Annotated in this window: 13 protein-coding genes; 10 read left to right on the top strand and 3 right to left on the bottom strand. The window is 39.4% G+C overall.

Annotation, left to right across the window (positions count from 1 at the left end):
* Positions 1-45: 45 nt before the first annotated feature.
* Genes MWU78_RS20475 through MWU78_RS20465 form a run of 3 tightly spaced genes read right to left on the bottom strand, consistent with a single transcriptional unit; the run spans position 46 to position 2,867 of the window.
* A complete protein-coding gene (locus MWU78_RS20475; RefSeq protein ID WP_247001320.1) occupies positions 46-1,341 on the bottom strand; it encodes an aspartate aminotransferase family protein in 1,296 nt (431 codons plus the stop codon).
* A 10-nt stretch (positions 1,342-1,351) separates the two neighbouring features.
* On the bottom strand, positions 1,352-2,464 hold the full coding sequence (locus MWU78_RS20470; protein WP_247001318.1) for an alanine racemase: 1,113 nt from the start codon (positions 2,462-2,464) through the stop codon (positions 1,352-1,354).
* Complete coding sequence (locus tag MWU78_RS20465; RefSeq protein WP_247001316.1) at positions 2,451-2,867, bottom strand: RidA family protein; 417 nt, start codon at positions 2,865-2,867, stop codon at positions 2,451-2,453. The genes MWU78_RS20470 and MWU78_RS20465 overlap by 14 nt, the downstream gene beginning before the upstream one ends.
* Before the next feature lie 511 nt (positions 2,868-3,378).
* Here MWU78_RS20465 and MWU78_RS20460 point away from each other — a divergent pair.
* The 10 genes from MWU78_RS20460 to MWU78_RS20415 all read left to right on the top strand — a co-directional run.
* Positions 3,379-4,239: an AraC family transcriptional regulator gene (locus tag MWU78_RS20460; protein WP_247001313.1), complete on the top strand. Its 861-nt coding sequence runs from the start codon at positions 3,379-3,381 to the stop codon at positions 4,237-4,239.
* Positions 4,240-4,603: 364 nt separating this feature from the next.
* On the top strand, positions 4,604-6,064 hold the full coding sequence (locus MWU78_RS20455) for a neutral/alkaline non-lysosomal ceramidase N-terminal domain-containing protein (RefSeq protein WP_247001311.1): 1,461 nt from the start codon (positions 4,604-4,606) through the stop codon (positions 6,062-6,064).
* 668 nt (positions 6,065-6,732) lie between these two features.
* A complete protein-coding gene (locus tag MWU78_RS20450) occupies positions 6,733-8,064 on the top strand; it encodes an acetylxylan esterase (RefSeq protein ID WP_247001309.1) in 1,332 nt (443 codons plus the stop codon).
* Positions 8,065-8,123: 59 nt separating this feature from the next.
* Complete coding sequence (locus MWU78_RS20445; protein WP_247001308.1) at positions 8,124-8,861, top strand: rhamnogalacturonan acetylesterase; 738 nt, start codon at positions 8,124-8,126, stop codon at positions 8,859-8,861.
* Positions 8,862-8,960: 99 nt separating this feature from the next.
* The gene (locus MWU78_RS20440; RefSeq protein WP_247001307.1) at positions 8,961-10,433 is read left to right on the top strand and encodes a hypothetical protein; all 1,473 of its coding nucleotides are present in this window, start codon (positions 8,961-8,963) and stop codon (positions 10,431-10,433) included.
* Positions 10,434-10,506: 73 nt separating this feature from the next.
* Positions 10,507-12,777, top strand: coding sequence for a family 20 glycosylhydrolase (locus tag MWU78_RS20435; RefSeq protein ID WP_247001306.1), 2,271 nt, complete (start codon positions 10,507-10,509; stop codon positions 12,775-12,777).
* 64 nt (positions 12,778-12,841) lie between these two features.
* Positions 12,842-13,207, top strand: coding sequence for a hypothetical protein (locus tag MWU78_RS20430; protein ID WP_247001305.1), 366 nt, complete (start codon positions 12,842-12,844; stop codon positions 13,205-13,207).
* Positions 13,208-13,898: 691 nt separating this feature from the next.
* Complete coding sequence (locus MWU78_RS20425) at positions 13,899-14,639, top strand: carbohydrate-binding family 9-like protein (protein WP_247001304.1); 741 nt, start codon at positions 13,899-13,901, stop codon at positions 14,637-14,639.
* A gap of 11 nt (positions 14,640-14,650) precedes the next feature.
* Positions 14,651-16,018, top strand: coding sequence for an APC family permease (locus MWU78_RS20420; RefSeq protein WP_247001303.1), 1,368 nt, complete (start codon positions 14,651-14,653; stop codon positions 16,016-16,018).
* A gap of 142 nt (positions 16,019-16,160) precedes the next feature.
* Positions 16,161-17,095 (top strand): Gfo/Idh/MocA family oxidoreductase (locus tag MWU78_RS20415; protein WP_247001300.1); only part of this gene is annotated, 935 nt, incomplete at its 3' end.

Here is a 17,095-nt window from a genome sequence, read left to right as displayed (position 1 = left end):
TTAGTTATTATTTGAGTTTGGGTACTTGTATGGATTTCAATTAATTTATTCCATTTCCTGAAGCACTTCCTTCGCTACTTTCAGGGCGTGTTCAACGTGTTCCTCAGTATGAACAGCTGAAATATACCAAAGTCCACGACCTATGATTCTTACTCCCTTATCCTGCATCATTTTTACGAATAGCTTTGATTTGGCCGCGTCATAGGATTCCATATCCCTAAAATCATTAGCAATTGTTATATCGGTAAAACCCGTATGGAACATTGGACCTAAACCTTGAACCAATAAATTTTGGCCTAATTCTGTTGAAATTGTACGAAGTCCGTTCATCAACATTTGCCCCAACCTAAATATTCGATCATGTGTACCTTTTTCTTCCAAAACCTCAATAGTACCTATGGCGGCAGCGATTAATGGGCAGGCAGAATTCATTGTTCCAGCGTGAATTACTTTTCCCTCTTCAAGTAGGTACATCCATTCTCTTTTACCAACAACAGCTGATATAGGGTAACCACTAGCCATAGCCTTAGCAAAGATTGCTAAATCTGGAGTTACGTTAAAATAGGTTTGGGCACCACCAATTGCTGTACGGAATCCTGTTATGACTTCGTCAAATATAAGTGCGGCACCATAAGAATTACAAATTTCTCTGAGGCCTTCTAGAAACCCTTCTTTAGGTAAAATACATCCACTGTTGCACATTATGGGCTCGGTGATAATAGCAGCAACGTTTTCGTAATGTTCTGCCATGGTTTTTTTTAGTAAATCAAGATCGTTCCAAGGTAAAATAATAAAGTCATCTTTTGTATTGGACGGGATTCCTTCGCTCCAAGGCAAAGATTCTGCGTGCTCCCTTGTTCCCATTTTTTTCGTATCCAAGGTAAGGCCCCATGAAACATTGTCTAACCAACCATGGTAATGACCTTCAAAACGTATGAACTTCTGTTTACCGGTTTTGGCTCTGGCTACACGAAGTGCTGTTTGTACCGCAGTGGATCCATCTAGACAAAAGCGCATCAATTCGGCGGAAGGAATATATTGTTGCAGTTTTTCGGCCAATTCCAATTCAAGGAGGTGTTGGCCGGCAAATAGCTGTCCTTTTTCTGAATATTCCTGTATACGTTTTAATACGTAAGGGTGGGAATGGCCTAGGATTAAAGGCCCTTGACTTAGCGTGAAGTCTAAATACTTATTACCATCCACATCATATATATAAACACCTTCTGCATGGGTATAGAATAGTGCGTGTGGATGTGCATATTTTCGAAATTCTGAAGATACCCCACCCGCAAGCGACTTTTTAGCTCTTTCCAACAAATCCGCTGAATTTGAATAATTCATATGTTTGTATTTAAATTGTTATCTTTCTATCCCTGGCAATCACCTTCCAAGTTTTTTGTTGATTCCCATTTATTATTGGTATCAACTCTTCATATAAATTTACGGTTGGGCAAATATGAACAGGAATGCCTAGCCATGGATCGCCTACTTTGTATTTTGCGGTGGAAGGCACCTCTACTGTCATATGTTCTTCATATTGGCCAACAACCTTATAATTCGGAATATCCGGAAAAGTAATGCGTGGCAAAGGTGAATCCGAGGCAACTGCTTTATATCCTAGATCTAAACATAGTTTATGCTTACTGACTATAGCTATAATTCGCGTTAGTACTACTGCGGCAGGTGTAAACGGCAATTCTTTATAAAGCTTACTATAGCCTGAATCCCAAAGAAAAATGGTGCCTGGACTGCATTCAACATTTGGTTTGTTGGCATAAAAGGAGAAAGTAGGTGACCCACCTATAACCAATTTCAAAGTTTTACCTATAAATTGTTCAGCCTGTATCCTTATTTCATTTAGTTGGGTAAAGGTTGCTTCTGACAAGGCCTTTCTGACAATTGGATCGCTTGCTGATATGTGACCTTCATAGCAATGGAAGCCTTGTATCTTTATATTTGGCAATTTGCGAACGCTTTTAATCAACCTTAAAACTTGATTGGGCGGTATGCCGGTCCTGTCCATTCCAATGTTAATATCAATAAAAATGGATACAGATGAGTCAGAAAAGACTTCTGAAAGTACTATGGCGCTAGGAATATTGTCGATGATACTCGAAAAATGAGTGTCTGGAAATTTTCTAAGTAGTTCATTAAAGCGCTGAGCCTTAGTTTTTGATAGTTGACTACATATAAGAACATCTTTAGCCCCAGCGTCCCCTAACATTTCAGCTTCCGATATGGTACTGCATTTATATTTGTAAACCCCATGGCGCATAGCCATTAGAATAGGTTCCTTACACTTGACAGTTTTTACATGAGGTCTTAGGATATTGTGGTTCTCATTTTGACCTATGGTTATCGCATTTTGAATATTCTGCTGAATTATTTCAGGAAATACCGCAAGTGCCGGAGAATCTATCCCATCGACCAAATTTATGTTATATGTTTTATTATTTATTGCCATTGGCGTCAGGCAGTTTTACTATAACATCTATTTCTACTTTAATATTTTCTCCTAGTACGGACTGTACTGTAGTTCTGGCAGGTGGAATACAATCTTCAAAATAAGTGGCGTATACTGCGTTGAATTTATCGAAATCGTCAATGTTTGAAATGTGCACTGTGGATTTTACGGTATCCTCCATCTTCCCTCCGGCAGCTTCAATAATTGTTTTTATATTGTCCAATGTACGGACCGTTTCTTCTTCGATTGTTCCTAATACAAAAACGGATTTGGAAAAGTCAACTGATGCTTGTCCACTTATAAACAAGAATCCCCCGCTTATAATACCATCCGAATATGCGCCGGTAACAAAACTGGGATCTCTTTGTGGGTGTATAATCTTTATTTTATTTACGTTCGTCATTTGTGTGTGATTGTGATTAAAATTATATAACCTTACTATCTTTCAATTCTTGAAGTAGTACTGGAATAATGTGAATTCAAAGGTATTTCAATCCAACAATAATAAATAGTATTAAAAATTGATTCTATGATACTTATCGTTCTATGAACTTTTTGAGAAACAGGGAGCAAAAGTGAGAAGCTTTAATTCAGGTGCGCATTGAGAATTTAAAATGTACTTTAGATACCTGGTCCTTATAAAACAAATTTATTCAGACATAATATAATCCGTATTTTATGTTTTAAATCTATTGAATTATGAAATCTTCAATACTTTTAATTACAAAAATGGTATTTATATTTCAAAAAGGTCTTTATATCTAATAATTTATTAATTTGTATGGAATATTTGTATCGATGAATGAAAAAGGACTCTTTACTTAGTGAACATGCTTTTTTTTTTATTATCAGATTGGTTTTTGAAGGCCTATTTTGTCAAAATTATGTAATACTTATTCAACAATGCCCAAGATATGAAAGTAGCCGAGATACGTCTTTTTAAAGGAATAGATACCTCTTTTATTTACTACCATGAAGAGAGGAATTTTTCATCTTGGCATTGTCATCCTGAATATGAATTGGTTTTGATAACAAAAGGTAGCGGAAAAAGAATGGTCGGGGATTCCGTTGATCAATTCAAAGATGGAGATCTGGTTTTCTTGGGTTCCTACCTTCCGCATGAATGGAAATGTGACAGGAAATTTTTTAATGAAAACGATACTTTTTTGGGAGAAGGCCTAGTTGTTCAATTTCTCCCTGATTTTTTAGGCTCTGACTTTTTTAATCTTCCTGAAAATGCCAGTTTAAAGTCTTTTGTAAATACATCCTCACGTGGTTGCTTGTTGTATGGGGAAACAAAAAAAAAGATTACAGAAAGAATGGTGGCAATGAAAAGCCTGAGTGAAACAGAGCGATTATATAAGTTGTTAGCTATTTTCAAACTCTTATGTTCCACTTCTGAATATACGTTGCTTTCCTCCCCGGCTTTTGTGGAAAACTATCGATCAGATGATATGATACCATTGAAGAACGCCATAAAATACATTATGACAAATTTTCAACGGCAAATACGGATCGAGGAGTTATTGGAAATAACCAATATGAGTAATACAACTTTTTTTAAGACTTTTAAAAAAACTACCCAGATGTCTTTTAAGAGTTATCTAATAAGTTTAAGAATTGGTTATTCATGTAGGTTGTTGACCGATGAATCATTGAATATCACTCAAATAGCGTATGAATCTGGTTTTGAAAACATTTCCAATTTCAATAGACAGTTCAAAAAGGAAAAGAGTTGTACCCCAAGGGAATATCGCAAAAATTTTGTTTCATAATATTTACCCCCGTTATGCGGTTGGGAACTTTATAGGTCATGACTCTAGTTTTGCAACTGTTGATTTTAAATCAAGACGATCAAAAACTTCAAACTTAGTAGTATTTTTCAAACCTTGTTAATTGAAAAAAAGTAGGCACTCGAATTTATAAAACAATATGGTCACAAAATGAACCATTGGATTTCAATTCCTGGGAACATACAGGTTAGTAGCTTGAATATTATTTGGATAATAGGTGATATAGTTTAACGTTTTTTGGCAACATTCTCTGATTTTTAATTATTTGTATTACAATATGGTTGATTTTCATTATTCGGTATAAAGGGTATATAATTAAATTTGAAATTATTAAACTAATACAGATATGGCAGAAAGAAAGACTTTTAATTCGGTAAAATTGTATTATGCGTTAATTTTGTTTTCAGTCATGGGCTTTATGCTTGAATCCTGTGGGTTGAGCTCGCCAATGACCGATACGCCGCAATCAGGACTTAAACTTGGACAGGCAGAACTTAACTATACCCCAAAAGTGGGTTTCGATATGGTGGGTAATTATCGAGGTGATGACTATGCCTCGCGAGGTGTTCATGATTCCTTATATGGAAGGGCGTTGGTTGCAAAAGGCAGTAATGGGGTGAAAACTGCCGTACTCACGGTGGATATCTGTTACATTCCTGTGGATATGATTACTATAATGCGAGAGCACATTGCGTCTGCTACGGACATCCCACCTAATCACATCATGATTCACGCAACGCATACCCATAGTGGCCCACCTGCAGATTTAGATGCTCCGGAAGCCGAGAACTACATGAAAATGTCCGCCAATGCGGTCATTGAAGCCAACAAAAACCTAGTGGATTCTGAGCTCGAGGTAGGTCGGACAATTGAAGATAGGGTATCGCACAACAGAAGATTAAAAGCAGTCGATGGCACCACTCACATGGTTTGGGAGAAATTTGAGCCAGGCTATATTGAAAAAAGCCTTGGAGGAATAGATCCCGAATTGATTACTGTCAGAATCAATCAAGGAGGAAAGACTACCGGTGCCTTAGTCAATTTTGGTTGCCATGCAACCACCCTGACGGGGAATAATTGGCTGTATTCGGCAGATTATCCGGGATATTTGACGGAATCTGTACAGAAGGTCATGGGTAAGGATTTTCAAGTACAATTTTTAAATGCCCCCTCTGGAAATGTGACCCAAGTAGATCATAAAGTTGGTTTTTTGGATACCTTTCAAGAATGTCAGCGAATAGGGTATTTACTTGGGGTTGCCAGCTTAGAGGCAATGGGTAATAGCAGCCCGGCCAGTGGTGACGGATCGGTCAGGATTTCTTCGGAAAAGGTACCGGTAAAAAAAATACTTATTACAGAAGAACAGAAAGAATGGGCAGAAAAAATTATGGAGCGTGTAGAAAAAGAGGGTATGCCAGAACTGCAACCGGATGGTATACCAGATGAACTTTACGCCAAACGTTGGTTGGAACTCTATGATCAGCGAAATCAGATAGACGAATTAGAGGTTATGGTCTTAAAAATCGGGGATCTTGCCATTGTTGGTCTGCCTGGAGAAATGTTCAATGAATTTGGTGTTTATATCAAGGAAAATTCCCCTTTTAAAAATACTTTGGTAGTCGGTTTGGCTAATGGTTATTATCGTTATTTTCCAACTGAAATTTCCTTTAGCCAAGGTCCACAAGGTTTTAAGCCAATGATTACGGGTTATGAGACGACACCCGGAACTACTGAATATGAAAAGGGTGCCGGTGAAAAATTGTCGGTCTCTGCGGTCAATCAGTTAAAAAAATTATATCTAGACTAAAGTGAATTACACTCTCTCATACGGAGAAGTGTTTAAACTTTATTTTAGATAGAACTATAGGGCCGATGGTATTTGAGTCAACACACTCAAATACCAATTCCCATTATACCCACATTGCTCGAAAATATATTATTGAATTGAAAATTGTATGTCATCTGGCTTTACTTAAGTGAAGATTTTCCCTTGGGCACGCCTGTTGGAAATAGTCATCACCCTATATCCAATATAAAATAAATAAGGGCATTTGAAATAGGTTTATACCAATATTTTCTTAGGAAAGAGCCAGATGGGAGCTGTAAATTTTCCTTTGACACATAAAACGGTTGGTACACATCAATTTGTTTATGGGCAAAATACGGTATTGATCCAAATATGGACAGCACTTATATTGATATTGATTTTGAAAGCGCTGAAAGCCCTAGGAAAACACCCATGGTATTTATCCAATCTTGTTGCATTTATAAACTTAATTCTTTTGACAAGGCGGAACAGCAAAGTTGGCAAGATTATCCATTCACAATAGGGTAACCACCCCCAAATAAATATATATAAAGTTTATCAATGTAATAATCTATAAATTAAACTGATTAAGCGAATAAAATGGTTAAATTCATTACACCTGCAATTTGTTTGGGATAGGATTTTGCCGTACAAATTAAAAAAATCAAATGTTAGAGAGTTTAATATCTAAAAAACATAATAGGATAAAAGCTATTCCCATTTTATTTTGTATAACGTTGTTGGCCCTTTCGTGCAAGGACCAAAAAAAGACTTTGTCCCAAGATGATTTGAATCCAGAGGAGCAGGACCAGGGCGAAAAAGACCAAAAAACAACCTTGCGCCAAGGTGCTTTTTTTTCGGAAGAACAAGGCAAGGCCGAACTGGATAAAATAGAGTCAATGTACTCTAATAAGGAAGATTGGGAGCCTCGAAAGAAAATACTCAAATCTGAAATTTTAAAAGGATTGAATTTGTCTCCTCTGCCAAATCGCACTCCCCTGAATGCGGTAATTGGTTCAAAAAGAATCATGGCCGGGTATTCTGTAGAGAATGTATATTTTGAGAGTATTCCTGGATTTTATGTATTCGGAAACCTCTATCGCCCTCTTGATAACACTAAAAAGCACCCGGCCGTTCTCAGCGTACACGGACATTTTCCTGGTGATAATTTAGGGGAATCTGGCCGGTTCCGTGAGGACCAACAGAAACGTTGTGCCACGCTTGCCCAGATGGGTGCGGCGGTTTTTAGTTATAGTATGTATGGCTGGGGTGAAGGTTATAGACAATTGGATGCCAATGCAAGTATTGAAAATCCAGATAACGATATACAAAGTAAACTCCACCATGTGCCATTGGCCCTGGCAATGCAAACTTGGAATAGCATAAGGGCTATTGACTTTCTAGAAACCTTGCCTGATGTGGATTCTGAAAAAATAGCAATAACTGGAGCTTCTGGCGGAGGGACTCAGACCTTCTTATTGTCGGCGGTAGACGAGCGAGTGAGTGTCAGCGTGCCTGTAGTAATGGTATCTAGTCATTTCTTTGGAGGCTGCAATTGCGAAAGCGGACTTCCCATTCACCAAAGCGCTGAACATTTTACCAATAATACCGAAATAGCGGCTATGATGGCACCAAAACCAATGTTGATGATTTCCGATGGGGATGACTGGACCAAAAATGTACCCCTAGTTGAATACCCCTTTGTAAAGCGTACCTATTCTTTTTATAATGCCGACGGCAATGTGGAGAATGTTCATTTCCCTGATGGCGTACATGATTATAACTACGACAAAAGAACCCCTGTCTATAATTTCATGGCAAAGCATTTAGGATTGGACATAGAAGCTGTGAAAGATAAAAATGGAAAAATAGATGAAAGTAAAAGTCAATTGGAAAGTGCTAGCACAATGTTGTCATACTCTGATGACACTCCTTTCCCTAGCAATGCATTACAAGGGCAAGAAGCGATAGACGAGGCTTTTGAAAATCTTAGCAAGTGATTTAACATACATGAAAATGTATTTTTAACAGTTTGTGATTAGAATTAAACATTATTATAATGAGAAAAGTATTATTTCTTTTATTAATTACATCTTCAATCTGTTTTGCACAGAAGACCACCGTCTACACCATAGGAGACTCTACCATGGCCGAACAAGATGAGAATGCTGATTATCCTGGAAGAGGGTGGGCACAAATGCTAGAACAATTTTTCACGAATGAGGTTACCGTTGAAAACCGGGGGGTCAGTGGACGCAGTTCCCGTAGTTATATAAATGAAAATCGGTGGGATTTGGTTTATAAGGTTTTAGTACCAGGTGATTATGTCATCATACAATTTGGGCATAACGATCAAAAGGAAACCGATTCTAGACGTTTTTCTAATCCTCATACGGCATACTGCCACAATTTGATACATTTTGTTAAACAGACAAGGGAAAAAGGCGCCATTCCTATTCTTCTCACTTCAATTTCAGGAAGTCAATTTAATGATAAAGGTACGCTTATTAATACTTTGGAAACTTATTCTTTTGAAACACGTTTGGTTGCGCAGGAATTCAATATGGCATTCATAGATGTTCCATACTTTTCTGAAAAGTTGGAAGAATTATATGGCCAGGAAAAATCAAAAGAATTGCATTTGCATTACAAGCCGGGTGAAATCAAGTTTTATCCTGATGGAGTGGAAGATAACGTTCACTTATCATCCAAAGGGGCAACAGAAATTGCTAGAGTAGTTGCAACTCAAATACAACAAATGAACATTCCTTTAGGAGATAAAGTAAGGATAAGTTGATGTAGTTCGAATGTTATAGTTGGATGACCAATTGAACATTACGTCGGTATTTTTAAAAGCATGGCATATAATTGTTGAACAAACTTTGAAAATTATATTATGAAAATCAAGAATCCAATTTTTTGTGTTGTCGTAGGTGTACTTATCTCCAGCTTATTGGCAGGATTACAATCGGTAAGTGCTCAAGAGGGCACAAACCAAGCCGTATTTAGGGCTGGAGCCGCAACTGCAAATATAACACCATATTTAGATGGGCCGATTGTAGGTAATTTTTGGACACCTCCTCCTGCTTCTTATGTACATGATGAATTGCATGCGAGATGTTTGATACTTGATGACGGACGCACAAAACTTATATTCGTTATTGTAGATAACATCGGTTTGGGGCATAACTTATTGGATGAAACCAAACGGATTATCCAAGAGAAAACCGGTATACAGAAGGAAAACATTCTTATCTCCGCCACGCATACGCACTCTTCTGTTAGTGGTATGGGAATTGGTGAAAAACGACGTCAATTTGATCATAGTAACGAATTTGATGAATACCAGCATCTCCTGATGCAACGTATAGCAGATGTCGTCAGAATAGCGCTTTTAAACCTTGAACCAGCCGAGATTGGTTGGGGCGGCGTTAATGTCCCGGAGCATGTTTTTGTTCGTCGGTGGAAAATGAAGCCGGGAACACCAATGCCCAACCCATTCGGGGGACAGGACAAAGTGGTCATGAATCCTGGCTATAGTGAAAATTTACTTGAACCTGCAGCAAAGCCAGATCCAGAAGTATCATTTATATCTGTGCGTACAAAAGAAGGTAAAAATATTGCCCTATTGGCCAATTACGGCCTTCATTATGTTGGCGGAGTACCAAATGATCATTTATCAGCGGATTATTTTGCCGTATTTGCCGACCGCATACAGGAATTGCTGAAAGCTGACCGGCAAGATCCGCCTTTTGTTGGAATCATGTCAAATGGCACTTCGGGCGACGTAAACAATCTTAATTTTAGCAAACCAAGTATAAAGAAAGACCCATATATTCAAATGCGGGAAGTAGCTTTTGATGTAGCTGAAAAAGTTTTCCAGGTTCATAAGGAAATAAAATTCCATAAATGGGTTCCGTTAGGGGCAGCGACCGATGAGCTTACGCTCCAAGTTCGAAAGCCCTCTTCCAAGGAATTATCACGGGCCAAGGAGGTCATTACAAAACCCGGGACATACAAACCGGTACATGTTCACGAAATAACCTATGCGCACCGTATGATTCAATTAGAAGAAAAATGGCCAAATGACATAGATATTGTTTTGCAGGCTTTTCGTATAGGTGATCTGGGTGTGGCGGCCATCCCGTTCGAGGTTTTTGCTGAAATAGGTTTGGAAATAAAAGTAAAGAGTCCTTTTGGGGAATCGTTCACCATAGAATTGGCAAATGGTGGATATGGGTATCTTCCATCACCGGAACAGCATAAACTCGGCGGATATGAAACTTGGTATGGCACCAATAAGGTCGAGGTCGATGCCTCTACCAAGATCGTCGCCAAATTAATGGAGCTGTTTTCCAAAATCGATTGAAAATAAATCCAATCTCAGATGTTGGACCCATTTCCCAAAACTATCTAAAATTTATTAAAATCAAATATTATCCATGAGAACTTCATTTAAAGAAAACAAGCTTTACGTGTCCTGTAGAATTATCGCCTGTCTTTTGCTATTGACGGGCACATTCGGATGTGAGGAAAAACAATCGGATACAAATACGATTACCGGTGAGGAAATACTTCCCGCACCCCAAAACTATGAAATAAAGGAAGGAAAGTCCATCGATCCAAAAGAGCTGGAAGCCATATACATCGCATCCGATACCGAGGATGCGAATTTTGTGGCCAATGAATTGAGGGTTAAAATAAAGGAGCTCTTCGGACATGATGTAAGCATAGAGGTCGCAGGATCGTATGACAAGCTTTCAAGCCCGGCCATTGTATTGGGGATCCCTTCAAAAGATCATGGATTCTCAAGTTATATCTCCGGGCTCCCGGCCCCAAAGAATGGTAATTCGCAGGCCTATGTCCTAGAAGCCAAGGATGGTGTAATTACCGTATCCGGGGGAGACCAGGCTGGACTTTTCTATGGTGTCCAGACCTTGGGGCAGCTTTTTGAGGAGGTTAAATGGAAAGAGCAAAATTTGCCCGGACTTCTTATCGAAGATTGGCCGGATATGGAAGAAAGATGGGTGCATTACAATTATTTTTTCCATCTTGACCGATATGAATACCTTGAGGAAGCGATAAAAAAATTGGCGAAGTATAAGATAAACGGAATCGTTTTTGAATTCGAGGACAAATTCAATTATAAATCCCATCCGTTCATAGCGGCGCCGAATTCCTTTTCCCCTGAACAAGTAAAGAAACTTACAGAATATGCAAGCCAATATAACGTGGCAATCGTACCACTTGTACAGGGTTTTGGACATGCGGGCTACCTACTTAAACATGATGAAATAAAACACCTCCGGGAAGACCCAGAGAGTAACCAGTCATTTTGCCCCATGAATGAGGAAACCTATGATTTAATATTTGATCTATACAGGGAAACTATAGAAGCTACACCAGGGGTCAAATACTTTCATTTAGGGGGAGATGAGGTCCACCATATAGGTATATGCGACCGTTGCAAAAAGAAAATAGAGGAGGTCGGCGAACTTGGCCTGTACCTGGTTTGGCTGAACAGGGCCCGCGATTTTATGGAGGAGCACGGACGGATTCCTATTTTTTGGGACGATATGCCGTTAAAGCAAGCAGGTGGAATTTATAAACTTACTTATAACGAAACCGATGAAAAATATGATTCCATCTGGAATAATGGTGTGGCACAACTTAATAAAACGATTCACAAGTTTCCAACAGATGGTGTTTTCATGAGATGGAACTATCAACTTGGAAGGGACAAAGGAAATATACAGATATTGGACTGGTACAGGGACAACAACTTTAAGACAATGGTTGCCACGGCTATTATTGGTGATTACCCCTTGATACCCGAATATGACTGGACGCCAAATAATATTAAAAGCTTTGTTACCCTAGCAGCGGAGAAAGAAGCTATGGGGCAATTATGTACGGCCTGGGGCGATGATTCCGGGAACCATTCCGAAATTTACTGGTTGGGATTTTTGGCCTCTTCCGAATATTCTTGGAGCAGTAAAAGCCCGGAAACTATAGAGGTATATTGGGAAAAATATATCCGCAGGTTTTTTGGGCCGGATACCGATGGGCTTGTTCCCGCCTTTCATAATTTGTCCGAAAGGGTCCATTTCTGGGATACCGGGTTGATGGAAAAGGGCAATAAGCGCAGGGCCACCTATCGGCTAAAATCCTTGCCAGACTTTAGGACTACCCCTCCAGAGGGTAGCTGGACCACACATTTCAAACCCCTAATGGAAAAGGCAGCAGAAGAGAAGGCAAAATGTGCCGAGGGGACTAAAATTATGGAAAACAATATCCCAAAGGTAAAGGACAACGCTTATAATCTTGAGGTATTCGCTTCTATGGGCAGTTTTATGGAAGCCTACAGTGACCTGGTGCTTGCCATAGGAGAAATGGCCAGTATATCTGATAAGATCAAAGAAGCCAAGGATAAGGGAGAACAGAAAGAAATGGTCGATGGACTTAATAAATTGGCATCCATAGCCAATGATTCATGGAACGCATATGTGGCGAATTATAAGGATCTTGAAAAGCTTTGGGAAGTAACACGGTACCCCAAGGGAGGGGAAGAATATATGTTGGACCCACAGACATTTTATCTTGCCGGGAGAACTAAAGATCTTTCCTATTTGATAATAGCGGAAAAGGAAATGGATTTCCCGGGCTATGCAGAAAAAATGCTCCAAACGGCGAAGCGGTATCAGGTAGACTAACAACATTTGATTAGGTTCTTTATGTCCGGTTAAATATAGTAAGTCCTTATACAGCAGGTACCTAATGAATGAAAAAGTCTTTCTCACAAAGCACCCCATTGCGACCGTTGGCAAAACTGACCCCAAATTTGAACCAAGAATGTGGCGCGGCCCTACTTGGAACAGTATGACTTATTGGGCTGTAATCGGATGCCTTAGGTATAATAGGCCTTTAGCTGTAAAAAAGTTACTGGAAATGGCATTGGATGACACCGTTAAACAGTTTGACCGAACCGGCACAATTTGGGAATTCTATGATTCTTTGGGGGGGAAACCGGAAAATCTGGTAAGAAAACCCCAAACGAAACAAAATACTCCTTGCAAAGATTATTTAGGACATAACCCTGTAATAGAAATGGCTAGGATTTACGATGTTTTAGACCATAAATAATTAGCCCTTATTTACGTAATATTCTTATGGGAATATGGTATACCTTGGCCAACAAAAAATTCCAAATCGTATGATGATTTCACATTTCGGAGGAGCCCGAGACTCCATTACTGATGCTTTTTAACGGGGAGGGCTGGTGCCAAATATTCTCCTATCGTCCATTTCCAAGTGGACTGGTTTGTGGTGATAATAAATACCCAACTAATTCGATTCCTGGGTATTTTGGTATGTAAAATTAAGTAATAGCAATCTAGTCATATCATATTAAAATCAAGGGGTAAGGCTAATCAGTTGTGCTACATTGGTTGCCAATACTTTTTGCTCTTGACAAACAAGGAGGAAACATAAATAAATTAGTGGAGGGTGTTCGCAATTCCAATACTATTTACAAGTCAAACTTTGGTGTTGAAATATTTGTATTGGGATTGTAATTATTAGTACTGGTGAGGGCACTGGTCATAGCTTAACTTTGACACACATCATAATTGTTCTATCATATGGCAAGATAGTTGAGTTAGTTAGAGTTAGTTGTTACTTAGTCGTGAATCCCAAAGGAATTCCTAAGGGATACGGCTAAGAATGTAATTGAAATGCAGCAAAATTAAAGCAATGTTTGTATGTCAATTAAATTGAGAAGTTATCCATAACTTGGGGATTTGTTATAAATTTAATTAAAAGAATTAACTGAAAATTGAAATTGAACTTTTTTGTTTTTGTAGTCAGCTTAATACTTGTTTCTTGTAAGGAACAGAAAAAAAATGGAATCAGGGAAAAGGAAAGATATGGAGTTGTTAAAGCGGATCATCCATTGAAAATCGATGGCAATTGGGACAAGCCGGAATGGCAAGTTGTTGAACCATTGTCAATAAATAATTTTAAGGGGAATAAACCCGATTTTCTGCCTGATGCGCAGGCAAAAATCATGTACGATGACAATTACCTATATCTTATCTTCAAAGTTGAAGACCGCTATGTTCGCACTATCACTACTGAGTACAATGGTCCGGTTTGGGAAGATGCCTGCGTTGAGTTTTTCTTTTCACCTAGAAAAGCTCAAGCCCGGGATTACTTTAACCTTGAAATAAATTCTGGGGGAACCCCTTTAATGCATTATAATGATTCTAGTAAAAAATCTTATCCTTTATCAACTGGAATTCTGAAAAATATTGAAATAGCCCATTCACTTCCTGAAATCATTGATCCCGAAATCAAAGAACATACTACCTGGACATTGGAATATAAACTTCCTCTTGAGATTTTGAAGAAGTATTCGGCTGTTGACCCTCCAAAAAAGGGAACAGTATGGCAAGGAAATTTTTATAAAATTGCCGAAAATAATTCCAATCCTCATTATATAACATGGGCCCCAATCGGAGGTGAGGTGCCAAATTTCCATCAACCCGAATTTTTTGGGATTCTAGAATTTAAATAAAAAAAGGAACAATGAAAGAGATTTCTCAGCAAACAAAAAAGACGGAAGCCCCAAAACTGACAAGGGTTTTAGGGTTGTGGGGAGTAGTGTTTTATGGAATAATTCTTATACAACCAATTGCTGCAGTTGGCCTTTTTGGTATAGCCTCGAGAGATTCAAATGGTCATATGGTGCTTACCTTGTTGATTGCCCTCGTGGCAATGAGTTTAACGGCTGTAAGTTATGGCCGAATGGCCTCCATGTATCCTTCAGCTGGGTCTGCCTATACCTATGTCGGGAATGGGCTGAATAAGAATTTAGGTTTTATGGCTGGATGGGCGATGTTTCTTGATTATTTGGTGGTGCCGGTAATCAACACTATTTATGCATCGATTACACTACAACGGCTAATGCCAGATATACCTTATATTGTTTGGGTTTTCTTATTTGTATCGGCTATTACACTTTTGAACCTAAGGGGAATTCGTACAACGGATAAATCCAATAAATTCCTTTTACTGGTTATGACCTTGGTCATAGGTGCTTTTATCATTTTGGCAATAAAATATATCCTTAATATTGATGGTGTGGAAGCATTGGTTTCTACAACACCTTTCTATAATCCTGAAACATTTAATTTTGGTGCTGTAATGACAGCAACATCTTTTGCGGTACTAACTTATATCGGTTTTGATGGTGTTACGACATTGGCCGAAGATGTCAAGAATCCAAAACGCAATATGTTGTTGGCCCCTGTACTTGTTTGTTTGTTTACGGGTGTTTTTAGTATTATTCAAATATATTTGGCACAGCAGGTTTGGCCAGATTACACTACTTTTTCTAATATTGAGACAGCGTTTTTTGATGTGGCAGAAAGGGTAGGGGGTAGTATTCTCTTTAATGCCATGGCCGTAATTCTCTTCGTAGCTTGCTTTGGTAGCGGTTTGGCCGGACAAGTAGGAGCTGCAAGATTGCTCTTTGGTATGGGGAGAGATGGAGTGCTCCCAAAGAAACCGTTTTCTACTTTGAGCATGAAAAATAACACACCCGTCTTTAATATCATTTTCATGGGTGTACTTACCTTTTTTGGCTCACTTTTTCTTGGCTATCAAGGCGCTGCAGAATTATTGAATTTTGGTGCTTTTCTTGCATTTATGGGCGTTAATCTTGCGGCATTTAGACAGTTCTTTTTTCTCCGTAAGGAAGGAGAGAAGAGAAATCTCCTTTGGGATGCGGTATTACCAATATTGGGTTTTCTGGTCTGTTTTGCAATTTGGATAAACCTGCCATCCACGGCCATGATTATGGGGGGGATATGGTTTTTGATTGGTTTGGTATATTTGATTATACGCGTTCGTTTTATGAAAGTGAAAAATGAGGTGGATTTTATGGAACTATAATCCAATAAATGATAACGACTAAAATTTGGGATCAAGGCTAATTCGATTTTAATTTTTGTCATTAAGATTGGCGAAAAATCATATTTGTTGATAGTGAAAAAGAATAGAAGTAACTTGTAATAGATTTAAAAGGTGAGGGATTATGAATGAAAAAGAAACAGATAACAGAAGAAGAAGTTTTGTGAAGACGGGTGCTACGGCACTTGCCGGAGGTGCATTGCTGAGCAGTTTTCCCATGAACGCCTTTCATTTAAGCAATAAAAAGGAAATAAGAATCGGTCTTGTAGGCTGTGGAGGCAGGGGCAAAGGTGCCGCCCACGAGGCGCTGAAGACCTCCGGGACGGTGAAGTTGGTGGCTATAGGGGAAGTTTTCGAGGACAGGCTTAACGGTGCCTACGAGAACCTTAAGGGTGCGTACGGGGATCAGGTAGACGTTCCCGATTCGAAAAAGTTCATTGGTTTTGATGCCTACCAGAAGGTGATCGACAATTGTGATGTGGTGCTCTTGGCCACGCCGCCGCCATTCCGGCCCTTGCACCTTGAGGCGGCCGTTAAGGCGGGCCGTCACGTATTCATAGAAAAGCCACTGTTCGTCGATATTCCCGGGTACCATAGGGTCATGGGCGCCAAAGAGCTGTCGCAGGAGAAGAACCTGAGCATGGTGGTAGGCCTACAGTCGAGATATGAGACCGGTTATCAGTTGATGAAGGAAAAGATCGACGGGGGCATCATTGGAGACATAACCTCCTTGAACGTTTATTACAACGTTGGAGCGCCCAAGATACATCCGCGCACGCCGGACCAGACTGAGATGCAGTACCAAATGCGGAACTGGCGCTATTTCACATGGTTGTGGGGAGGCCAATTGGCAGGTCAGACGATCCACCCCATAGATTTGATGAACTGGTTCATGGACGATTACCCTGTCGTGGCCAAGGGATTGGGGGGCAGGCAGACATTCAGCGGCCCCGACCAGGGGAACACCTACGACCACCATTACGCAGAATTCGAGTATGCCAATAAGATCAAGCTGCACGTTCAGTCCACCAATATGGACAATACGTGGAACAGGGTCGG

The organism is Arenibacter sp. F26102, assembly GCF_023015865.1.
GTDB lineage: Bacteria > Bacteroidota > Bacteroidia > Flavobacteriales > Flavobacteriaceae > Arenibacter.
Note: the sequence above shows the minus strand (reverse complement) of the source record. Positions and strands in the feature narration are given on the sequence as shown.

Coding starts and splice junctions, on each gene's coding strand:
- MWU78_RS20465 (WP_247001316.1), bottom strand. CDS start 2,867: ATGACGAACGTAAATAAAATAAAGATTATACACCCACAAAGAGATCCC.
- MWU78_RS20445 (WP_247001308.1), top strand. CDS start 8,124: ATGAGAAAAGTATTATTTCTTTTATTAATTACATCTTCAATCTGTTTT.
- MWU78_RS20430 (WP_247001305.1), top strand. CDS start 12,842: ATGAATGAAAAAGTCTTTCTCACAAAGCACCCCATTGCGACCGTTGGC.
- MWU78_RS20420 (WP_247001303.1), top strand. CDS start 14,651: ATGAAAGAGATTTCTCAGCAAACAAAAAAGACGGAAGCCCCAAAACTG.
- MWU78_RS20455 (WP_247001311.1), top strand. CDS start 4,604: ATGGCAGAAAGAAAGACTTTTAATTCGGTAAAATTGTATTATGCGTTA.
- MWU78_RS20435 (WP_247001306.1), top strand. CDS start 10,507: ATGAGAACTTCATTTAAAGAAAACAAGCTTTACGTGTCCTGTAGAATT.
- MWU78_RS20440 (WP_247001307.1), top strand. CDS start 8,961: ATGAAAATCAAGAATCCAATTTTTTGTGTTGTCGTAGGTGTACTTATC.
- MWU78_RS20475 (WP_247001320.1), bottom strand. CDS start 1,341: ATGAATTATTCAAATTCAGCGGATTTGTTGGAAAGAGCTAAAAAGTCG.
- MWU78_RS20470 (WP_247001318.1), bottom strand. CDS start 2,464: ATGGCAATAAATAATAAAACATATAACATAAATTTGGTCGATGGGATA.
- MWU78_RS20450 (WP_247001309.1), top strand. CDS start 6,733: ATGTTAGAGAGTTTAATATCTAAAAAACATAATAGGATAAAAGCTATT.
- MWU78_RS20460 (WP_247001313.1), top strand. CDS start 3,379: ATGAAAGTAGCCGAGATACGTCTTTTTAAAGGAATAGATACCTCTTTT.